The sequence below is a fragment of the [Brevibacterium] flavum genome (assembly GCF_019317305.1).
In the GTDB taxonomy this organism is placed as follows: domain Bacteria; phylum Actinomycetota; class Actinomycetes; order Mycobacteriales; family Mycobacteriaceae; genus Corynebacterium; species Corynebacterium glutamicum.
Genome location: NZ_CP079240.1, coordinates 2,441,551 through 2,462,008, shown reverse-complemented (window position 1 = coordinate 2,462,008; position 20,458 = coordinate 2,441,551). Strand labels below are relative to the sequence as shown.

20 protein-coding genes are annotated in these 20,458 nt (G+C 54.1%); 12 read left to right on the top strand and 8 right to left on the bottom strand.

Translation table 11 applies throughout. The features are described 5' to 3' along the window. Positions 1-72 precede the first annotated feature (72 nt). A complete protein-coding gene (gene clpX / locus KW808_RS11855; protein WP_003859261.1) occupies positions 73-1,353 on the top strand; it encodes an ATP-dependent Clp protease ATP-binding subunit ClpX in 1,281 nt (426 codons plus the stop codon). Beyond that, complete coding sequence (locus KW808_RS11850; protein ID WP_003859264.1) at positions 1,354-2,286, top strand: AEC family transporter; 933 nt, start codon at positions 1,354-1,356, stop codon at positions 2,284-2,286. It begins immediately after the preceding gene. Here the strand turns inward: KW808_RS11850 and KW808_RS11845 are convergent. The 3 genes from KW808_RS11845 to KW808_RS11835 are packed head-to-tail and all read right to left on the bottom strand — an operon-like array spanning position 2,272 to position 5,735. Further along, positions 2,272-3,612, bottom strand: coding sequence for an MFS transporter (locus tag KW808_RS11845; RefSeq protein ID WP_003859266.1), 1,341 nt, complete (start codon positions 3,610-3,612; stop codon positions 2,272-2,274). The genes KW808_RS11850 and KW808_RS11845 overlap by 15 nt on opposite strands. Positions 3,613-3,623: 11 nt before the next feature. Then, positions 3,624-4,601 carry a PDR/VanB family oxidoreductase gene (locus KW808_RS11840; protein WP_499652132.1) on the bottom strand — a complete coding sequence of 326 codons (978 nt, stop codon included), beginning with the start codon at positions 4,599-4,601 and terminating at the stop codon, positions 3,624-3,626. Between the two features lie 3 nt (positions 4,602-4,604). Then, a complete protein-coding gene (locus KW808_RS11835) occupies positions 4,605-5,735 on the bottom strand; it encodes an aromatic ring-hydroxylating dioxygenase subunit alpha (RefSeq protein WP_003859270.1) in 1,131 nt (376 codons plus the stop codon). Positions 5,736-5,963: 228 nt separating this feature from the next. On the opposite strand from KW808_RS11835, the gene KW808_RS11830 reads away from it, so the two are divergent. Continuing rightward, positions 5,964-6,497 (top strand): PadR family transcriptional regulator, encoded by a 534-nt coding sequence (locus KW808_RS11830; RefSeq protein ID WP_003859272.1) that lies wholly within the window; start codon positions 5,964-5,966, stop codon positions 6,495-6,497. Here the strand turns inward: KW808_RS11830 and KW808_RS11825 are convergent. Continuing rightward, positions 6,494-7,273: a TetR/AcrR family transcriptional regulator gene (locus tag KW808_RS11825; protein WP_003859274.1), complete on the bottom strand. Its 780-nt coding sequence runs from the start codon at positions 7,271-7,273 to the stop codon at positions 6,494-6,496. The two genes, KW808_RS11830 and KW808_RS11825, sit on opposite strands and share 4 nt — an antisense overlap. Positions 7,274-7,585: 312 nt before the next feature. Between KW808_RS11825 and KW808_RS11820 the strand changes: the two genes are divergently transcribed. Beyond that, on the top strand, positions 7,586-8,572 hold the full coding sequence (locus KW808_RS11820) for a malate dehydrogenase (RefSeq protein ID WP_003859276.1): 987 nt from the start codon (positions 7,586-7,588) through the stop codon (positions 8,570-8,572). A gap of 10 nt (positions 8,573-8,582) precedes the next feature. Further along, a complete protein-coding gene (locus KW808_RS11815; RefSeq protein ID WP_003859278.1) occupies positions 8,583-9,170 on the top strand; it encodes an LOG family protein in 588 nt (195 codons plus the stop codon). On the opposite strand, the gene KW808_RS11810 is transcribed toward KW808_RS11815, so the two are convergent. Next, the gene (locus tag KW808_RS11810; RefSeq protein ID WP_003859279.1) at positions 9,171-10,625 is read right to left on the bottom strand and encodes an Hsp70 family protein; all 1,455 of its coding nucleotides are present in this window, start codon (positions 10,623-10,625) and stop codon (positions 9,171-9,173) included. A 235-nt stretch (positions 10,626-10,860) separates the two neighbouring features. Between KW808_RS11810 and KW808_RS11805 the strand changes: the two genes are divergently transcribed. The 5 genes from KW808_RS11805 (at position 10,861) to KW808_RS11785 (ending at position 17,682) form a co-directional block, all read left to right on the top strand. Next, positions 10,861-12,438 carry a peptide ABC transporter substrate-binding protein gene (locus KW808_RS11805; protein WP_003859281.1) on the top strand — a complete coding sequence of 526 codons (1,578 nt, stop codon included), beginning with the start codon at positions 10,861-10,863 and terminating at the stop codon, positions 12,436-12,438. 49 nt (positions 12,439-12,487) lie between these two features. After that, the gene (locus KW808_RS11800; protein WP_034983861.1) at positions 12,488-15,199 is read left to right on the top strand and encodes a valine--tRNA ligase; all 2,712 of its coding nucleotides are present in this window, start codon (positions 12,488-12,490) and stop codon (positions 15,197-15,199) included. Continuing rightward, positions 15,199-16,722: a bifunctional tetrahydrofolate synthase/dihydrofolate synthase gene (gene folC, locus KW808_RS11795; protein ID WP_003859285.1), complete on the top strand. Its 1,524-nt coding sequence runs from the start codon at positions 15,199-15,201 to the stop codon at positions 16,720-16,722. The genes KW808_RS11800 and folC overlap by 1 nt, the downstream gene beginning before the upstream one ends. Next, positions 16,719-17,144, top strand: a complete 426-nt coding sequence (locus tag KW808_RS11790; RefSeq protein WP_003859287.1) for a DUF4233 domain-containing protein — start codon at positions 16,719-16,721, stop codon at positions 17,142-17,144. The genes folC and KW808_RS11790 overlap by 4 nt, the downstream gene beginning before the upstream one ends. Positions 17,145-17,214: 70 nt before the next feature. Further along, positions 17,215-17,682, top strand: a complete 468-nt coding sequence (locus KW808_RS11785; protein ID WP_003859290.1) for an SRPBCC family protein — start codon at positions 17,215-17,217, stop codon at positions 17,680-17,682. 3 nt (positions 17,683-17,685) lie between these two features. Here KW808_RS11785 and KW808_RS11780 read toward each other — a convergent pair whose 3' ends face one another. Continuing rightward, positions 17,686-18,030, bottom strand: coding sequence for a GNAT family N-acetyltransferase (locus tag KW808_RS11780; protein WP_003859291.1), 345 nt, complete (start codon positions 18,028-18,030; stop codon positions 17,686-17,688). A gap of 76 nt (positions 18,031-18,106) precedes the next feature. Here KW808_RS11780 and KW808_RS11775 point away from each other — a divergent pair, with 76 nt between their 5' ends. Then, on the top strand, positions 18,107-18,427 hold the full coding sequence (locus KW808_RS11775; RefSeq protein WP_003859293.1) for a hypothetical protein: 321 nt from the start codon (positions 18,107-18,109) through the stop codon (positions 18,425-18,427). Between the two features lie 49 nt (positions 18,428-18,476). After that, on the top strand, positions 18,477-18,887 hold the full coding sequence (gene ndk, locus KW808_RS11770; RefSeq protein WP_003859294.1) for a nucleoside-diphosphate kinase: 411 nt from the start codon (positions 18,477-18,479) through the stop codon (positions 18,885-18,887). Between the two features lie 65 nt (positions 18,888-18,952). On the opposite strand, the gene KW808_RS11765 is transcribed toward ndk, so the two are convergent. Next, complete coding sequence (locus KW808_RS11765; protein WP_003859295.1) at positions 18,953-19,405, bottom strand: carboxymuconolactone decarboxylase family protein; 453 nt, start codon at positions 19,403-19,405, stop codon at positions 18,953-18,955. Continuing rightward, complete coding sequence (locus tag KW808_RS11760; protein WP_003859297.1) at positions 19,406-20,449, bottom strand: pirin family protein; 1,044 nt, start codon at positions 20,447-20,449, stop codon at positions 19,406-19,408. Positions 20,450-20,458: the final 9 nt, after the last annotated feature.

Sequence of the window (20,458 nt, the reverse complement as noted above, 5' to 3'; positions counted from 1 at the left end):
CATTGCCAATATTGTTGGTTAGAGTTGTACGCAGTAAATCTTTTCAATCGTGGAAGCGGGTCTCACAGTCTAATGGCACGTATGCAGGAAAGCGCCGATCTGCTCAAATGTTCCTTCTGCGGAAAGAGCCAAAAGCAGGTAAAAAAACTCATCGCGGGTGGCGCCGTATATATCTGTGATGAGTGCATTGAGCTGTGCAACGAGATTATTGAAGAAGAACTCGGTCAAGCTCAGCACGACGAGCAGGAGCGTAATGAGCTCCCCAAGCCGTCGGAGATCTCAGCCTTCCTTGATACCTATGTCATCGGGCAGGACCCAGCAAAACGTATCCTGTCGGTTGCGGTGTACAACCATTACAAGCGTCTCCGTGCATCGGAAACCATCGGTCGTCGCAGGAATGACGAGCCTGAAACCGAACTGGTTAAGTCCAATATTTTGATGCTCGGTCCCACTGGCTCCGGCAAGACTTTCCTTGCCCAGACTTTGGCAAAGCTGCTGGATGTTCCTTTTGCTATCGCGGATGCCACCTCACTGACCGAGGCTGGTTATGTGGGCGAGGATGTGGAAAACATCTTGCTCAAGCTGCTTCAGGCTGCTGATTTTGATGTGGAACGTGCACAGCGCGGCATCATTTACATCGATGAAGTGGACAAGATTTCCCGCAAGTCTGAAAACCCATCGATCACTCGCGATGTTTCCGGTGAAGGCGTGCAGCAGGCACTGCTGAAAATTTTGGAAGGCACTGTCGCCGCAATCCCACCGCAGGGAGGACGCAAGCACCCCAACCAGGATTTCATCCAGCTGGATACCACCAACATTTTGTTCATCGTTGCTGGTGCGTTCTCTGGTCTGGAGAAGGTCATCGCAGACCGCAATGGCAAAAAGGGGTTGGGCTTCGGTGTGGAGGTCTCTTCCAAGAAGGAAGAAGCCAACATTGTGGATATCTTCAAGGATGTCCGCCCTGAGGACCTGGTGAAGTTTGGTCTCATCCCAGAATTCATTGGGCGTCTGCCAGTCGTTGCCACCGTATCCAACCTGGATCAGAAATCTCTGGTCAAGGTTCTCACGGAGCCTCGTAACTCATTGGTGAAGCAGTATCAACGTCTGTTTGAAATGGATGACGCTGTGTTGACCTTTACTGATGATGCTCTGGAAGAAATCGCTAATCAGGCACTCGAGCGCAAAACTGGCGCCCGTGGCCTGCGCGCGATCATGGAAGAGATCCTGGTTCCGATCATGTATGATCTCCCAGACCGCGAAGACGTCGGCGAAGTCATCATCAACGGTGCCGTCGCCAGGGGCGAAGCCGAACCAGAGATGTTGGAAGCTGTCGCAGAAGAAAAGACCGCGTAGTTGGCAGGAGTTATCACCGGCTTCGCCATCATCCTGTCGGTTATCGGCGTTGGATTTCTTCTGGCAAAGCTGGGGGTCATCAATGATGACAAACAGCGCTTGGTGTTAAACCGCATTGCTTTTTATGCGGCCACCCCAGCGCTGCTTTTCAATGTCGTTGCCCAATCAGATCCCAGCGAGTTGATCTCACCGGTGATCGTGGTGACGTTTGTGGCCACCATCGTCACAGCGGCTGTGTACTGCGTGATTTCGGCGATTTTCTTTAAGAAAGATATAGCCACCACAGCAACAGGAGCTGCGGCTTCTGCCTATGTGAACTCCAACAACATTGGCCTGCCGGTGTCTATCTATGTGCTGGGAACAGGAGCATATGTGGCACCGATTCTAGTCATGCAGATGGTGATTTTCGCGCCCATGATCCTGGCCGCGCTGACCTCTGGTGATGTGAAAGGCTCGCGCGGGCAAAAAATATGGGCCGCGGTGAAAGGTTCACTGCTCAGCCCAATTGTGTTGGCCTCTATCGCGGGCCTGATCGTGTGTCTGTTAGAAATTCAGCTGCCAGCCGCAGTCATGGAACCCACCATCATTTTGGGCGGCGCATCCATTCCGTTGATTCTGATGAGCTTCGGCGCATCATTGCCTTCAACCAACGTGCTGGCTTCCAAGGCGGATCGCCCCAGCGTTCTTACTGCTACTGCGATAAAAATTGTGGGTATGCCCGCCATCACTTGGCTGATCGCCAAGGCGTTTGGTCTGGAGGGCGATTACCTCTACGCCGCTGTTATTTTGGCGGCGCTGCCCGCCGCGCAGAATGTGTACAACTACGCGGCGACGTACCGCAAGGGCGAGATCGTCGCCCGCGATACGGTCTTCCTCACCACGTTCCTAGCGCTGCTGGGCATGCTAGGAATCGCGGCCCTATTTGGTCGCTAGGGCTTCAGGCTGCTTTTCGACGGCTACCGCCTGAGTGCGCATCCCAATCAATGCGGTTGCACCGGCAATAACAATCACTGCCACACCAACATACAGCTGCGTTGGGGACCAGCCAGAATCCAGCAGGCTACCCACCAGCAGTGGCGCGGAAATCGCACCGACACGACCCATACCAATCGCAGCGCCCACACCAGTGGTGCGTACTTCAGCGGAGTACAGCTGTGGGGACAGGGTGTACAGACCAGCCACACAACCATTGATCAGCATGCCCACGACAACGCCGCTGGCAAACGCGATGGATGGAACAGAGGTGGAGGAAATGAACAGGATCAGCGTCAGGCCGGACAGCACCATGAAGGTCATCAGTGTGTTTCGGGAGCTGAACTTGGTGGTGAGGAAACCGTAGAGCAGGGAACCGAATGCTCCACCCATGGACAACATCAAACCACCGATGATGCCCTGCTGTTCTGACATTCCGGTTTCCACGAGCAGCTTCGGGGTCCAGGTGTTGGCGAAGTAGAAGCCGAACATCACGATGCCGAACGCAACCCACAGCTTGATGCTGGTTCCACGGTTCTCTTTGTTAACGAGCACTGCATACGATTGGAGACCGGCTTTTTTCGTCGACAAGCTTTGTTCGCCTGGAAGCTCAAAGGTACCGACTTTGCCCAGGCGGCGCGCAATGTAATTGATCTTGTCGCGAGCGCCCGCAGGGCGGCGAGTGCTCAGCCAATCAACGGATTCTGGCAGGAAGAAGAAAGTAGCGATGGTGGCGATACCAGTTGCGATCGCACCGGCTGCGAACACGGAGCGCCATCCAAATGTTGGGATGAGCTGCGCTGCGCCGAAACCGCCCAAGGACGCGCCGATGCCGTAACCAGCAGCGTAGATGGACATGGCCATGCCGCGGTTTTTGTTGTTGGAGAACTCACTGATCACCACTGTGATGCAGGCGAGGATTCCGCCGATGCCGATACCAGTGATCAAACGCCACACGCCCAACTGGCCTGCGGACTGCGCGGTGGCGGACAATACCAATCCCACCACGTTGAACAGCAGCGCGATCATCAGGGCATTCTTACGGCCGAAACGGTCACCGATCGGACCGAACAGCAAAGATCCAGCGGTCATGCCGAACAGCGCGGAACTCAGCAGCACACCAAGCTGGCTGCCACTCAGTCCAAATTCTTCGGTCACTGCATTCGCAGTAAAAGACATGGCGAGGACATCAAAGCCGTCCAGTGCGTTGAGCAGCACTGCGATAAATACAATGAGCCACTGATATCTCGACATTGCTGTGTCGTTAATTGTTTGGCGGATATCCATGCCAGGCTCCTTTAGGAGAGGGCGACCGTAATGGTCGAGGTTGGGGACGAGGAAGGGGAGGAGACTACTCGAGACACGCAGGCGCATGCCTTTGCGTCGGATTCTTTTTGACGATCAGAGAAGAACACATCGCGGTGATCAACCTGGCCATCGACTTCTAGGACGCGAACCTGGCACAAACCACATTCGCCTTTTCGACAATCAAACATCATATTCGCCCCAGCCTTTTGCAAAGCCTCCAGCATGCTTTTATCCTTGTTGACTGTGGCGTGAAGCCCCAGCTCTGGTACTTGGATGTGGAAAACCTCTGGGGAGAACCATCCACTGTTTCCAAACGTTTCGAAACGCAGATTGGTGGGGTCAAGTCCGCGGGTGTTCCATGCACGCCGGATGGCATCCATCAAGCGGATGGGGCCGCACATATAAAGCTCAGTGTGGGGGTTTAAGGTTTCGATCAATGCTGGGACATCGATGGTGGTGCCTTCAGAATCTAGATGCAGGTGCAGCTTGTCGCCGTGTTCTGCCACGAGCTCATCTTTGTAAGCCATGGCATCAAGGCTGCGTGCTGCGAAATGAATGCGGTAGTTTGCTCCCAATTTCTTTAATAAAGATGCCATTGAACGGATCGCTGTGATTCCAATTCCGCCGGCAACAAGTACATACTCAGGCGCACCCACGCGGAGAGGAAAATCCTGAGACGGCCTGGAGACAGTAACTGTGTCTCCAGCTCGAAGCGTATGCATGAACTCAGATCCTCCACGGGAGTTTCTGGTTTTGAGTACGCTCAGGGCGAGAGTCGAACCGTCGTGACGAGCGTCAACGATGGAGTACGATCTCTTTTCCTGTCCAGTTTTTAGGGGCACCATGATCTTGAGATGTTCGCCGGGTTTTACTGGAATCGCAAATTTCGGGGATAGTTCTATTCGTCGAATGTCTGCAGCGATGATTTCGCTGGAAACAACATGTGCATCTTGCCATTGCGAGTTCATGGTTTATGCCTCCGGCTTCGGTGTTGCGCGGGGGAATGTGGTGGGGATATCCAGTCGGCCTTCCTTGGAGAGTGCTTCCTCGAGGATTCGGCGCACCCACATGCCACCGGCATCAATGTTGAGGCTGTAAAACTCGTAGTCGGTGTTGGCGTCGATGGCATCTTGCTGAGCGGTCAGCATGTCTTCGTCTTCTTTGAATACACCGGATACACCGTCGCGCAGCTGGGTGGTGATGGTTTGGCTTTCCTGGCGGTAGTTGCGCATGAATGCCCAGAAGTAATGAGAGGAACGATCTGAATCTGGGGTAATGGTGTTCATTACATACCCATTAACGCCCTGGCTGCGGTCGCCTTCCTGCGCGCCGGTTCCAGCCTTTGCTACACCAACATCAATGCAGATGGTGGAAGGGTAGTAGTAGTGGATGATCTGCCAACGATCCACCTTGCCTTCAAATCCTGGGAACTTATCATTCATGTTCTTTTGCCAAAACGGTGGTGCATCTATGTCATGCATCCAGCGGGTGACCGTCACGGAATCTTCAGTGTGGGTGACCACGAACTCTGATTCACTAAGTTCGTCTTGGCCGATGCTGGAGGAGTGCACGAACTCTTCGTGGGTGAGGTCCATCAAGTTGTCCAGCACTAATTGGTAGTTGCAGTCAGCGGAGATGGTGCGTCCATCGCCTGCCCATTCGGGGTGGCTCATCTGGTGCATATCGGGTACTTGGGTGGGATCTGCCAATGTGGGATCGCCCAGCCACACCCACACAAAGCGGTGGGCTTCCACCACGGGGTAGGAGTTGACGGCTGCTGACGGGTTGAGGGTTTCCTGCGCGGGCATTTTCATGCAGCGGCCCGCGGAGTTGTACTCCAAGCCGTGATAAGGGCATTGGATTCCGTCTGTGCCCACGAGTTTTCCCTTGGATAGCGGTGCGAGGCGGTGCCAGCAGGCGTCTGCAAGGGCAACGGCTCGGCCATCTTTGGTGCGGTACAAAGCGAGTGGTTTGTTGGCGATTGTCCTGGCCATGGGCTTTTTAGATGTGACTTCATAATCCCAAGCGGCGACGTACCAGGCGTTGAGTGGGTGGGGAAGAATCTTGGCGGTGGTGGTGAGCTTGCGTTCGGACAGTGTCATGGTGAACTCCTAAAGAACTATATAACCAAATACCTAAACTCTTAGTTAGTTTATGGCGTGGGTCATATCTTGCTTGTGTTTCAAGTCACTGTCAAGGGGTAAATGTGAGTTAATGTCAGCTGGGGTCTCTGAGCTGCGGGTATTCATTCTCGGGAGCGGGGGTAGATATGGGACAATGAGCACGTGACTCTACGATCTGCATTACTTGCGCTACTAAGTTCCGGACCCATGACTGGGTATGACGCCTCCCAGCGATTTGGGGCCTCGGTGGGCTTTGTGTGGAGTGGTTCCGATTCGCAGATTTATCCCGAACTTCGAAAAATGGAAGCCGAAGAACTCCTCGTGGGATCCGATGTTCCCTGGGGCTCCAAAGGCGCCACCAAAACCGAATACGCCTTGAGTGAAAAAGGCTGGGAAGCGCTAAGAAAAGCGTGGTACGAGCCAGTAACCTACGGTCCCACCAGAGATCCTGCCAGGCTTAAAGCCGCCTATTTTGAGGTCGGTACAAATGGCGATGCATGCCGACATTTAAGGGCGCACATTGCTCATTTTGAACAGCAGAAAATTCAATCAGAATCAATGATTGATGAGCTGAAAGCAAAAACTCATCCAACCTTGGCACGGCGACTTGAGCGCTCCCCGAAAAAGGAGCACGAGCGAATAGTCGCGTTTAAAGTGCTTGCCTATGAGGGGCAGATTGCACGCGCTCAGGCAGAGATTGAATGGGCAGAAAAGGGCTTGAAACTACTCGATACCCTTTAGTTTTCGAACACGTCCGTATCAAAGCTGTAGACGCTGTCATCAGTTTCTGGTTCTGCAGTCTTGCCACCAACAACCAGGTAGCTGGAGTTGCCAGAATTTTGAATATTTGAGGTCAAGAATGCCAGCACCGTGTCAACGGCGATGCGCTTCATACCTTCAATATTGGCCTCTGATTCCAAATCAAGGGAGTAGAGGTTCTTCAACGTGACCTTGTTGGATACGCGGAAGTAAGCCAGGGAGTTAATAAGAACCAGTACGTCTTCTGCGGAGATTCCAGGACGGAAGGCGCCGGCATCCTGGCCAAGCATGAGCAGCTTATCCAGGTTGAGCAGCACATTGGATTCATCGGAATATGCCGCGGTGGAATCCACGCTGTCTTGGCTATGCAGGTTTTCCATCAATAGCAGGCGCACTGCTTCTGGGTGCTTGGTGATGCAGGTATATAAAGCCTCGACGATTTTGCGGACACCATCAACTGGTACCGCGGAATCAAGTTGCATCGCTTCAGCCTCTGGGCGCAGCAATCGCAATGCGTAGGAAACAGCCTTGATGTACAGGCCTTTCTTATCGCCAAAGTGATAGTGGATCATGCGCTTGGACATGCCAGATGCCTTCGCGATTTTCTCCAATTTGGTTTCGCTAAAACCATCCTCTGCAAAAAATGTCAGAGCGGTGGCTACTACCTCTTCAGGGGTTGCAGTGTGTCCTGAATCAGATTCAGTGAATTCGCTACCGGCCTGGTCTATGTTTTCGGCATCTCGATGTGATGTCGCCATAATCGATCAATTCCTTTCGGGTAACGAGAAAACGTGAATTAGAAACGGAGTCAAGGTAAATATCAAAGATAACACCATCGGCAAATCCCAACTGACAACTATAAATGGTGCCCGATATCAGGAAAAATTGCTTGCACACCGCGCCGATTCCCCATGATGCCCTAACATCTTGCAGGTAAGGGGTACATATTGGGGCAATTCGGGGGTAATTTTGCAGTATCGTCAAGATCACCCAAAACTGGTGGCTGTTCTCTTTTAAGCGGGATAGCATGGGTTCTTAGAGGACCCCCTACAAGGATTGAGGATTGTTTAATGAATTCCCCGCAGAACGTTTCCACCAAGAAGGTCACCGTCACCGGCGCAGCTGGTCAAATCTCTTATTCACTGTTGTGGCGCATCGCCAACGGTGAAGTATTCGGCACCGACACCCCTGTAGAACTGAAACTTCTGGAGATCCCTCAGGCTCTTGGCGGGGCAGAGGGCGTGGCTATGGAACTTCTGGATTCTGCCTTCCCCCTCCTGCGAAACATCACCATCACCGCGGATGCCAATGAGGCATTCGACGGCGCTAATGCGGCGTTTTTGGTCGGTGCGAAGCCTCGCGGAAAAGGCGAAGAGCGCGCAGATCTGCTGGCTAACAACGGCAAGATTTTCGGACCTCAAGGTAAAGCTATCAATGACAACGCCGCAGATGACATTCGTGTCCTAGTTGTTGGAAACCCAGCGAACACCAACGCGTTGATTGCTTCAGCTGCGGCCCCAGATGTTCCAGCATCCCGCTTCAACGCAATGATGCGCCTTGATCACAACCGTGCGATCTCCCAGCTGGCCACCAAGCTTGGCCGTGGATCTGCGGAATTTAACAACATTGTGGTCTGGGGAAATCACTCCGCAACCCAGTTCCCAGACATCACCTACGCAACCGTTGGTGGAGAAAAGGTCACTGACCTGGTTGATCACGATTGGTATGTGGAGGAGTTCATTCCTCGCGTGGCTAACCGTGGTGCTGAAATCATTGAGGTCCGTGGAAAGTCTTCTGCAGCTTCTGCAGCATCCTCTGCGATTGATCACATGCGCGATTGGGTACAGGGCACCGAGGCGTGGTCCTCTGCGGCAATTCCTTCCACCGGTGCATACGGCATTCCTGAGGGCATTTTTGTCGGTCTGCCAACCGTATCCCGCAACGGTGAGTGGGAGATCGTTGAAGGCCTGGAGATTTCCGATTTCCAGCGCGCTCGCATCGACGCGAATGCTCAGGAATTGCATGCCGAGCGCGAGGCAGTGCGCGACTTGCTCTAATCTTTAACGCATGACTTCGCTTTTCGACGCCCCACCCCTCCAACGCGTCACCGTTTTCACGGGCTCGGCGCTCGGCAGTTCCTCGCTGTACACGCAAGCGGCTCAAACCTTGGCGAAAACCGCGGTAGACCGCGGCATCGACTTGGTTTACGGTGGCGGAAAAGTGGGGCTCATGGGTATCGTCGCGGATGCGTTCCTGGAATCAGGTGGTGAAGCCTTTGGCGTCATCACGGAATCACTTATGAACGGTGAGCTTGGGCATGAAAAGCTCACCGAACTTGAAATCGTTCCTGATATGCACATCCGCAAGCGTCGCATGGCAGAACTTGGCGATGGTTTTATCGCCATGCCCGGTGGCGCCGGCACCTTGGAAGAACTTTTCGAGGTCTGGACCTGGCAACAGCTGGGCATTCATCAAAAGCCCGTCGCACTTTATGATGTCGATGGTTTTTGGCAGCCCCTGCTGGAAATGCTTGAGCAGATGACCCAGCGTGGATTTATCAAACGAGACTTCTTTGAGTGCCTCATCGTGGAATCCGACCCGCATGCCCTGCTAAAGGCAATGCAGACCTGGACTCCACCAGCACCAAAATGGTAACTAAATTGTGTGCTCGACGGTAACGCCGCCGAGCACTTTGATGGAAATGGAAGCCACGCCGTTGTCATTGACGGTGATGGTTTCTTCTACTTCTGGGCCATCGAAACGTGAAATCTCGGTAGCATCCACATCGGTGATGGAGCTATCAAAAGGAATCTTGATTTCACTGAGCAGGGAAATATCTCCGGGGCTGCCATCCTCGGACACGGTGGAGTATTCCACGAACCTGAACCAACCAATGTTGTGCACCGCCTTGTAGCATCGTTTCGCCACGGTCGCAGAATCGGTGTCCGGGGCGATCAGCGGGTCAAAGCTCACGGCACGACCAGAATCGTGCTCACGGAACACACCGATGCCTCGCGCAACGCGGTCCCTTAGGTGGAAACCAGAGGAAGGGTCAGCCGCGATGGCCAGACCCACCGCAGTGGAACCTGAGGGGAATGGGGAGCGGTGGACACGGCGGCCGAAACGCTCGCGGAGCAACCTGGAAACGAGTGGGAGCGAGGATCCTCCACCAACAAGGTAGATGCCTGCGATGTCGGAATCTTTAAGATCATCGACACCGATGAGGGGTTCCATGATGGACAAGGATTTTTCCACCAGGGGAGTGGCAGCCTCGTAGAACTTGTTCACTGGAACGGTGATGTCGTCGTCGCCAATTTCTAGAACCAAGCGACGGGATTGCGGAACAAGAGCTTCCTTCGCGTTGCGGGATTCGTCGAGAAGCGTGTTTTTAGCACGCTTGCCAAACGCATCGTGCTGCCTGCCTGCGGCCTTGAGCGCGCATTGGAGGAGGATTTCATCGAAATCATCGCCACCAAGGCGTGAAATGCCAATGGAGGACACAACCTCGTGGTGGGTGCCGTCGATGCGGATGAGCGAGGAGTCGAATGTTCCGCCTCCCAAGTCGTAAACCACGATGGCTTGGCGCTTGGAGTTTAAGGTGCGGGCGTGGCGGTGGGTGTACTCGAAAGCTGCGGCGCTGGGCTCATTGACCAAACCGACAACGGTGATGCCTGTGGCGCTGAAGGCGGACATGGTGAGCAGACGTTGGGCGCTGTGGGAGTTGGCGGGCACACCAATGACTACTTCGATCGGGGAGGTATCTCCCAATTGCGTCTGAAATGCACGCAGCGCAGTGACCACGTTTTCCGCAAAAGCCTCCAGGACGGCGCCCAAAGGGTGTACATGATCGCCCAAGTAGACCGGGGTGGCTTCCGTGACGTTGGGTTCAGAGAGTAGGCGTTTGAAAGAACGCACGAAGGAAGGGTGGTCCTGCCCAACCTCAATAGCATCCCAACCCGCGACAATCCTATCTGCCTTGAGGGCCACCACAGATGGGATGAAATCGTGGGTGTCGCCTAAAGAATCTTCCACAGTGACGATGGGATAGTTTCCACGGTCCACGGCGGCCGCGATTGTGCGGGTAGTTCCCAAGTCAAGTCCAAAACGCATGAACTTGACCCTAGCAGCATTTTTGGCCTGTGCAGTGGAACGAAACGAATTTATGCACACCCCCCAAAGCATTAGTTTTGCATGTTCAATGAGGGTGCGGGGGCAGTTAAGAGTCCTGAGTCACTAATAATTGCAGAGGTGTGGTGAGTCACTGTCTAGATTTGATTTGTTGGCCATACCAAATCGGCCCACACAGGCACGTTGCAAACAGCAACGCTCACCCATAGGAGATTTAATGCGCACAGCCACAAAAGTCATCGCAACAGTGATGGCCTCAACCCTGGCTATCGGGCTGGCATCTTGTTCCAGCTCTAGTGGCACCCCAGACGTGAATTACGTATCCGTCAACGGCACCGAACCTCAGCGCGGACTCATCCCGGGCGACACCAATGAAAACGGCGGTGGGCGAGTGGTGGACATGCTGTACTCCGGGCTCGTCTACTTTGATGAAGCTGGCGTTGCTCAAAATGACCTGGCGGAATCAATTGACCAGGAATCAGACACCACCTACAAAATCACTTTGCGTGATGGCATCAAATTCAGTGACGGATCGGATATTACTGCCACTGATTTTGTGGATACCTGGAATTTTGTAGTGGAAAATGGACTGCTCAACACCTCTTTCTTCTCACCGATTAAAGGGTATGAGGAGGGCGTGGAAACGCTCGAGGGTTTGAATGTGGTGGATGATCGCACATTTACCATCGAGCTTGCCCAACCGGATTCTGAATTCACCCAACGCATTGGCTACTACGGTTTTGCACCGATGCCAGCTTCGGCTCGCGATGATATTGACGCCTTTGGTGAAAACCCCGTGTCCTCTGGCCCTTACAAACTAGAGCAGTGGGATCACAACGCAGAACTGAAAGTGGTGGCCAATGAACACTACGATGGCCCGCGCGCAGCCAACAACGATGGCTTGAAGTACGTGTTCTACGCCCAAAATGATGCAGCTTATTCAGATCTGTTGGCTGGAAACCTAGATGTGCTGGATCTCATTCCACCATCGGCGTACACCACCTATGAAGAGGAACTGTCGGGTCGATCCATTAATCAACCTGCGGCCTCCTATCTGGAACTCTCCATTCGCATGGAATCCCCCAACTTTGAAGGGCAACAGGGACAGTTGCGTCGACAAGCAATTTCTATGGCGATTAACCGTGAAGAAATCGCTGAGCAGATCTTCGCCGGCACCTACACGCCTGCGCTCGACTTCACCGCGCCCGTGCTCGACGGCTGGCGCGATGATTTGAACGGCAATGACGTGCTGACTTTCCAGCCTGACAAGGCCCGTGAGCTGTGGGAAGACGCTGAGGAGATCGCACCTTTTGAGGGCGAATTGCAGATCAGTTACAACGCGGATGTTCCCAACCGGGAATGGGTGGATGCGGTAGCAAACAGCATCAGCAACGAATTAGACGTCAACGCCACTGGCAATCCTTTCCCCGATTTTAAATCCTTCCGCGACACATACCGCACCACCGGATTGGATGGCGCCTACCGCACCGCGTGGTTTGCGGACTACCCAAGCATCGGCAACTTCCTTGGACCTAACTACACCTCGGGCGTGGCCTCCAACGATGCCAAGTACGAAAACCCAGAATTTGATCAATTGATTGCCGACGCCGCAGCAGCCTCCACCAAGGAGGAAACCTTCCAGGCATATGCGCAGGCCCAGGAAATGTTGTTGCGCGATCTTCCCGCAATCCCACTGTGGTACCCGAATGTGGTTGGCGGCTACTCAGAATCCGTGGACAACGTCTCCGTAAACTGGAAGGCCATACCTGTTTATTGGGCAATTACAAAGCAATAAACTCATTAACCTAAATCCGGATACTTGATAAACAAGTACAGGGGTTAAGATGGTCTGCGTGACTGACCAGAATAATGAGACCACCAGCCAGAACCGCGCAGACAAGCTGCCCAAGTCCTGGGATCCTAAAGCTGTAGAAGCTGATTTGTACCAGGGCTGGGTAGACGCCGGTTATTTCACTGCCGATCCTGCTAGCGACAAGCCAGGATTCTCCATTGTTCTGCCTCCACCAAACGTGACCGGCCAGCTGCACATGGGACACGCACTTGACCACACCCTGATGGATGCTCTTGCACGTCGCAAGCGCATGCAGGGATTTGAGGTTTTGTGGCTGCCAGGTATGGACCACGCGGGTATCGCGACCCAGACCAAGGTCGAGGAGATGCTGAAGGAAACTGAAGGCAAAACTCGCTACGACTATGACCGCGAAGAGTTCATCGCCAAGGTCTGGGAGTGGAAGCAAGAATATGGTGGAAAGATCGGCGAGCAGATGCGCGCCATCGGCGATTCCGTGGACTGGTCCCGCGAGCGTTTCACCTTGGATGACGGCTTGTCCCGCGCCGTCCAAACGATTTTCAAGAAGCTTTTCGACGCCGGCCTCATCTATCAGGCCAACCGCCTCGTCAACTGGTCGCCCGTACTAGAAACCGCGGTTTCTGACATCGAAGTTATCTACAAGGATGTCGAAGGCGAACTGGTATCCATTCGCTATGGTTCCCTCAACGACGATGAACCACATGTCATTGTTGCCACCACCCGTGTGGAAACCATGCTCGGCGACGTCGCTGTTGCCGTGCACCCAGACGATGAGCGCTACAAGGATCTGGTCGGACAGACCCTGCCTCACCCATTCCGCGATGACCTGAGCCTGAAGGTTGTTGCTGATGATTACGTCGACCCAGAGTTCGGCTCTGGTGCAGTCAAGATCACCCCAGCGCACGACCCTAATGACTACGCTCTTGGCCTGCGCCACAACCTGGATATGCCTACCATCATGGACAAGACCGGACGCCTTGCCGATACCGGAACCCAGTTTGATGGCCTGACCCGCGAAGAAGCACGCATCAAGGTCCGCGAAGAACTCGCAGCCCAGGGTCGCATTGTCAAGGAAATTCGCCCATACGTCCACTCCGTTGGACACTCCGAGCGTTCCGGCGAAGCTATTGAGCCTCGTCTGTCTCTGCAGTGGTTCGTCAAGGTCGAAGAGCTGGCCAGGATGTCCGGTGATGCCGTGCGCGAAGGCGACACCACCATCCACCCGAAGTCCCTGGAGCCTCGCTACTTTGACTGGGTTGACAACATGCATGACTGGACCATTTCCCGTCAGCTGTGGTGGGGACACCGCATCCCAATTTGGTATGGACCAAACGATGAAATCATCTGCGTTGGGCCTGATGAGCAGGCACCTGAGGGCTACGTCCAAGACCCAGATGTTCTAGATACCTGGTTCTCTTCTGCGCTGTGGCCATTTTCTACAATGGGTTGGCCAGAAAAGACCCCTGAGCTGGAGAAGTTCTACCCAACCTCCGTGCTAGTCACCGCCTACGACATCCTGTTCTTCTGGGTTGCCCGCATGATGATGTTCGGCACCTTTGCAGCCAAGGAAACCCCAGAACTTCTGGGCGAAGGCAAGGATGGACGCCCACAGGTTCCATTCACCGACCTCTTCCTGCACGGCCTGGTTCGCGATGAGCACGGCCGCAAGATGTCCAAGTCTTTGGGCAACGGCATCGATCCGATGGATTGGGTGGAGAACTACGGCGCGGATGCGCTGCGCTTCACCCTTGCCCGTGGCGCTAACCCAGGCGTCGACCTGCCTGTCGGTGAAGACTCTGCACAGAGCTCCCGTAACTTTGCCACCAAGCTGTTCAACGCAACCAAGTTTGCGCTGATGAACGGTGCAGTGTCCGAAGGCCTGCCAGCACGTGAAGAACTCACCGACGCTGACCGCTGGATCGTGGACCTCCTTGAGCAGGTTCGCCTCGACGTTGATGCTTACCTGGACAACTACCAGTTCGCGAAGGCCAACGAGGAGCTCTACCACTTCGCGTGGAACGAGTTCTGTGACTGGTACCTGGAAATCGCGAAGGTTCAGATCCCACGCGAAGGCACCTCCGCTCAGGGTGAAAACACCCAAAAGGTGCTTGGCCATGTCTTGGATGCACTGCTTCGTCTGCTGCACCCAGCTATGCCTTTCGTCACCGAAGTTCTGTGGCAGGCACTTACTGATCGCACCTCCATCGTGGTGGCCTCCTGGCCAACCGCAGCTGACACCAACGGCGGAGTCGCCGTGGACGCTGATGCAGCTAGGCGCATTGGCGACGTCGAGAAGCTTGTTACTGAGGTTCGTCGTTTCCGCGCTGACCAGGGTGTGAAGCCTTCCCAGAAGGTTCCAGCACGCCTTGATTTCGTGGCATGTGACCTGCAGGATCTGGAAGATTCCGTGCGCTCCCTGGTTCGCATCGAGCAACCAGAAGATGATTTCGCAGCTTCTGCCAGCCTGGAGATCCGCCTGAGCCAAGCAACCATCACCGTGGAGCTTGACACCTCTGGAACTGTTGACGTTGCAGCAGAGCGCAAGCGCCTGGAAAAGGACCTGGCTAACGCACAGAAGGAATTGGAAACCACCGCAAAGAAGCTGGGTAATGAGGCTTTCCTGTCCAAGGCACCTGATGCAGTGGTAGACAAGATCCGTGGCCGTGCGCAGATTGCCCAAGAAGAAGTTGAGCGCATTAACAAGCGTCTGGAGGAATTGGCCTAGTGGCTAACAACGACGGAATCTTTGATTCCGAAAATGATGACATCACCGTAGGCGATGTCACGTTGGGCGAGACTGGACTGTCTTTGCCCATCGATCTCGCCGGTGAGGTAGAAGCACCTGCCTCCGAGGAGATCACCCAAGAAGATTTGCTGCGCCTTGCCCAGGTGGAAGCAGAGTTGGATCAACGTTGGTTGGAAACCAAAATTGATCCCACTTTCCGACGCATGAGCTACATGATGGATCTTATGGGCCAACCACAGAATTCTTTCCCAGCAATTCACGTGGCCGGCACCAACGGTAAGACCTCCACCACCCGCATGATCGAGTCGTTGCTGCGCGCATTCCACCGCCGCACCGGCCGGACCACCAGCCCGCACCTGCAACTGGTAACCGAACGCATCGCGATTGATGGCAAGCCCATCCACCCGCGTGATTTCGTGCGGATCTACGAAGAGATTAAGCCCTACATGGACATGACCGACGCCTGGTCAGAGGCCGAGGGCGGACCGAAGATGAGCAAGTTTGAGGCACTCGTGGCCCTCGCTTACGCAGGTTTTGCCGACGCTCCTGTTGACGTCGCCGTCGTTGAGGTTGGTCTTGGCGGACGCTGGGATGCCACTAACGTGATCAACGCAGCTGTTTCCGTGATCACCCCGGTGGGCATGGACCACGTGGATCGCCTGGGCAACACCATTGGTGAAATCGCTGGTGAAAAGGCCGGCATCATCAAGGCTCGTCCTGCATCTGAGGATGGCACCGAGCCTGAGGGCAACGTTGTCATCGTGGGCAAGCAGGAGCCAGAAGCAATGAACGTGATCCTGCAGCAAGCCGTGGACGTGGACGCAGCTGTTGCTCGTTTGAACATGGAATTCGGCGTGGTGGAATCCGCCATTGCCGTTGGTGGACAGCAGCTCACCCTGAAGGGTTTGGGCGGCGAATACACCGACATCTTCCTCCCACTGTCTGGCGCGCACCAAGCAGATAATGCCGCGGTTGCTCTCGCAGCAGTGGAAGCATTTTTCGGTGCATCCGCCGGACGCCCATTGGATATCGACACGGTGCGCGAAGGCTTCGCACAAGTTCAGTCCCCAGGTCGCCTCGAGCGCCTGCGCTCTGCACCAACCGTGTTCATCGACGCAGCTCACAACCCACACGGTGCCGCAGCACTTGGTGCAGCACTAGACCGTGACTTTGAGTTCCGTCGCCTCATCGGTGTCATCGGAGTGCTCGGCGACAAGGATGCCCGCGGCATCTTGGAATCACTTGAGCCATACCTGCATGAAATTGTGTGCACCCAGACTGCCTCAGAGCGCGCATTGGACGCATACGATTTAGCTGAATATGCTCGAGAGATCTACGGCGATGAGCGTGTGCACGTCCAAGAAGATCTTGCTGGCGCGGTAGAACTCGCTATTGAACTAGCAGAAGACACCGATGTACAGTCCGGATCAGGTGTTGTGATCACCGGTTCAATCGTGACCGCCGGCGATGCGCGCACGCTGTTTGGAAAGGAACCTGCATGAGCAAGCGTGAAGAATCAATTGAGTACGGACCATTAGGCAAAGGCCACGATCCATTAAAGGATCCCATGAAGGGTATCCGAGGTGTCATGGCCGGCACCTTAGTGATGGAAGCAATCACCTTAGGTCTTGTTCTCACCGTGATTCTGCGCGTGGACGACGGCATCTACTGGACCACCTTCAACTGGGTCTATGTATCAGCAGTCGCGATCGCTCACTTTGTTGCTGCATTTCTGCAAAGGTTTAGCTGGTCCATCCCGATGAACATCGTGCTGCAGGTTATTGCACTTGCCGGTTTCTTTGTTCACCCCGCGATGGGCTTCGCTGCCATCATCTTCATCATCGCGTGGGCGTACCTGTTCTACCTGCGCTCTAATCTGATTGATCGCATGAAACGCGGGCTGCTTACCACGCAGCACAGCTAAGCTTTAAGGCCCTCCGTGGCCTTTTTTGCTTTTCGACGCCTACCTCCTTCGGAGGCGTATTCTGTCGTTCATGCCTAAATCTCTGACCTTTGAAGACAGCATTAACATCGCAGCGCCCATCAATCAGGTCTACGCACTAGTTTCTGATATCACTCGAACTGGAGAATGGTCGCCCGTGTGTGAGAAATGCTGGTGGGATGAAGACGAAGGCCCCGTCGTGGGTGCGCACTTTACTGGCCGAAACGTCACACCTGAGCGCACCTGGGAGACACGGAGCGAGGTTATCGTCGCAGAGCCAAATCGTTGCTTTGGTTGGAGCGTGACTGATGGAAACGTCAAGTGGATTTATTCCATGGAACCGTTAGAAGAAGGCACAGTATTGACTGAATCATGGGAATTTACCCCCAAAGGTCAACGATTCTTCCACGACAAATTCGGCGACAAATCAATTGAAGAAATTGAAAAGCGACGCTTGGCAGCTATAACCGGAATTCCAGAAACACTGGTTGCCATTCAGCGCATTCTGGAAGTTGAGTAGTTTCTACATCTGGCTCTTCACCAGCTCCATATCCTCATGGTTTGGTTTGCGGTAACCCTCGAATGCGTTCTTTTCCACGAATCCTTTAACAAAGGGACATACCGGAACCACGGTAAGACCAGCTTCTTTTGTGGCTTTTAACGCCTCTGAAACAAGAATTGACGCAAGTCCCTTGCCACCGAATTCATCGCCAACAACGGTGTGATAGAAGATCCGCGAATCACCTTTATCAAGGTATGCAGCAAAGCCAGCAGTCACGGCATCTTCAGGGTAACTGACCTCAAATTGGTGCTTGTCCTGATTGTTAGAAACAGCTACTTCAGTGTCGTACTTATCTTTTAAAGTCATGACTTAAAGGATACGGAGATCACTCCGGCTTGGCTTGGGTGGCGGTGTTATCAAAGTAGTCGTAGCGTTGAGAACTATGCGAAACCCTAAGTCTGGCCTGGCCTTTTCCGCAGCTGCACTATTTTGTGTCGTCGCGGTAATCACTCGTATTGCAGGTTCCCCATCATTTATCCCTATTGTGGCGATCATCGTGGCTGCGATCGCACTTTTTGTGGGTCTGAACAGTCGTGTGGGAACAAAGCTTGTTGATCAGCCAGTGGTGTTCACCCAGGAACAAATTGATCAATTGAAAGAGTTGAAATCCCGCGACCAGGAGGCGGCAGCGATCCGTCAGGCGCAGCTGTGGAGTAGGGGATCGTCCAGCGAAGCGGTCGCAGAGGCTGTGAGGAAGCTCTAAGTCGACTTAAGTGCGCGAAGCAGACCACCATTAGGTAGAATCACCCAACATGACTGAACGTACTCTCATCCTTATCAAGCCAGACGGTGTTACCAACGGACACGTCGGCGAAATCATCGCACGTATTGAGCGCAAGGGCCTGAAGCTCGCTGCTCTGGATCTGCGTGTTGCAGACCGCGAGACCGCTGAAAAGCACTACGAAGAGCACGCTGACAAGCCATTCTTCGGTGAGCTCGTTGAATTCATCACCTCTGCACCTCTGATCGCAGGCATCGTCGAAGGCGAGCGTGCAATCGATGCATGGCGTCAGCTTGCTGGTGGCACCGACCCAGTTGCTAAGGCAACCCCAGGCACCATCCGCGGCGATTTCGCACTGACTGTTGGAGAGAACGTTGTTCACGGTTCTGATTCCCCAGAGTCCGCTGAGCGCGAGATCTCCATCTGGTTCCCTAACCTGTAATTTTTACGGTTAGAAAAAATTAACTCCCGACCATTTTCGGCCGGGAGTTTTTTGCTGCCTGATTACTAGAGCAGTGGGTGCCCACTGGCAATAGAAATGCGGTTGAAAGCATTGATCGCAATGATTGCCCATTCCAGGGCAGCTACCTGCTCTTCGGCAAACACACTGCAGGCTGTGCGTGCAGCCAGGTGACCTTCGTGGGATTCCAGCAAGGTTAAGGATTCTGCTAGCTGTAGTGCTGCCTTTTCCTCCACGGTGAATTCATCCACCATTTGCCACGCTGCCAGAGCATCGAGTTTCTTCTCTGGAACGCCGGCACGGCGAGCAGCGGGAACATGTAAACTTAAGCAGGTGCCACATCCGTTGATTTGAGAAACGCGGACATTGACCAGCTCAATCAATGAGGTAGGCAGATCAACGTCCGGGTAGATCTTTCGCAGAGTCTTGGTGAGCTCGAGCATGTTCTTGTATGGCTCGGGGAAGAACTTATCAATGTATGGGCCGTGAGCGGAGCGCATTTAATCAATTCTCGTTTCTGGTCGTGCAGTTGGTGCTGGGTTTTTACGTGCCTTGATGGCAGCGTTGGGAAGCTCGGGTGCTGGAAGCCTGGTGAGCCCATCTTTATGGTGGCTGATATATCCGTGGGTGATACCAAAACGATCAGCTTCAGCCTGCCACTGTTTACGGTACTCGGCAATTTCTTCATGGCTGCGGCCAATGAAGTTCCACCACATCACGATGTCTTCGGTAAATGGTTCGCCACCTAGCAGTACAGTACGCGCCGGTGTGGTGCCGATGTTACGGATTCGGAGTTGGGTTTCATTGATGCCGGTGTAGGCCAGCTGGGTGGGCTCGACGGTGACGCCTTCTAGTTGGACGTCGCCGGAATCGACAAGCAAGCCGTGTTCAAACGTGGGATCAACATCAAAGATGACTGCTTCACCTGGATTGATGTGGATTTCTGCGCCAAGTAGGGGAGTAAACGTATGAACAGGGGAGGTTTGGCCAAATAGCGAACCTAGGAAAACGCGTGCACTTCCGCCTTCGAGTGTGATTTCTTCTGGAGCGTAGTGATCAAAGCGGCGTGGTCCTTCGCGGTCTTTGTCAGGAAGAACTGTCCACAACTGCAGACCATGCAGAATCGTGGTGGAGGTGGCGGAAACTTCGGTGTGACAGATGCCTGCGCCGGTGGTCATGAGGTTGACTTCACCAGGAAGCACGACTGCGTGATTTCCGCCGGAATCATGGTGGGTGACTTCGCCTTCAAAAAGCCACGTGACTGTTTGCAATCCGGTGTGCGGGTGGGAGGCCATATCCATGCCACCGGTTAGTGAGACATCATCGGGGCCGTAATGATCCACAAAACACCAGGCACCGATGAGGGAGCGCTGGCGTTGGGGGAGTGTGCGGTGCACGGTCATGGCGCGTGGTCCGCCGAGGGGGACTTCACGGGAGGTGATGATTTCTACGTTGGCGCCGTCTTCGCACTGTGGGTTTAGCGCGGTACCAGGGGCGTGGTTGTTGATTTCATATTCAACGGGATTAATTTCTGCGTTTGACATGAACTTCTC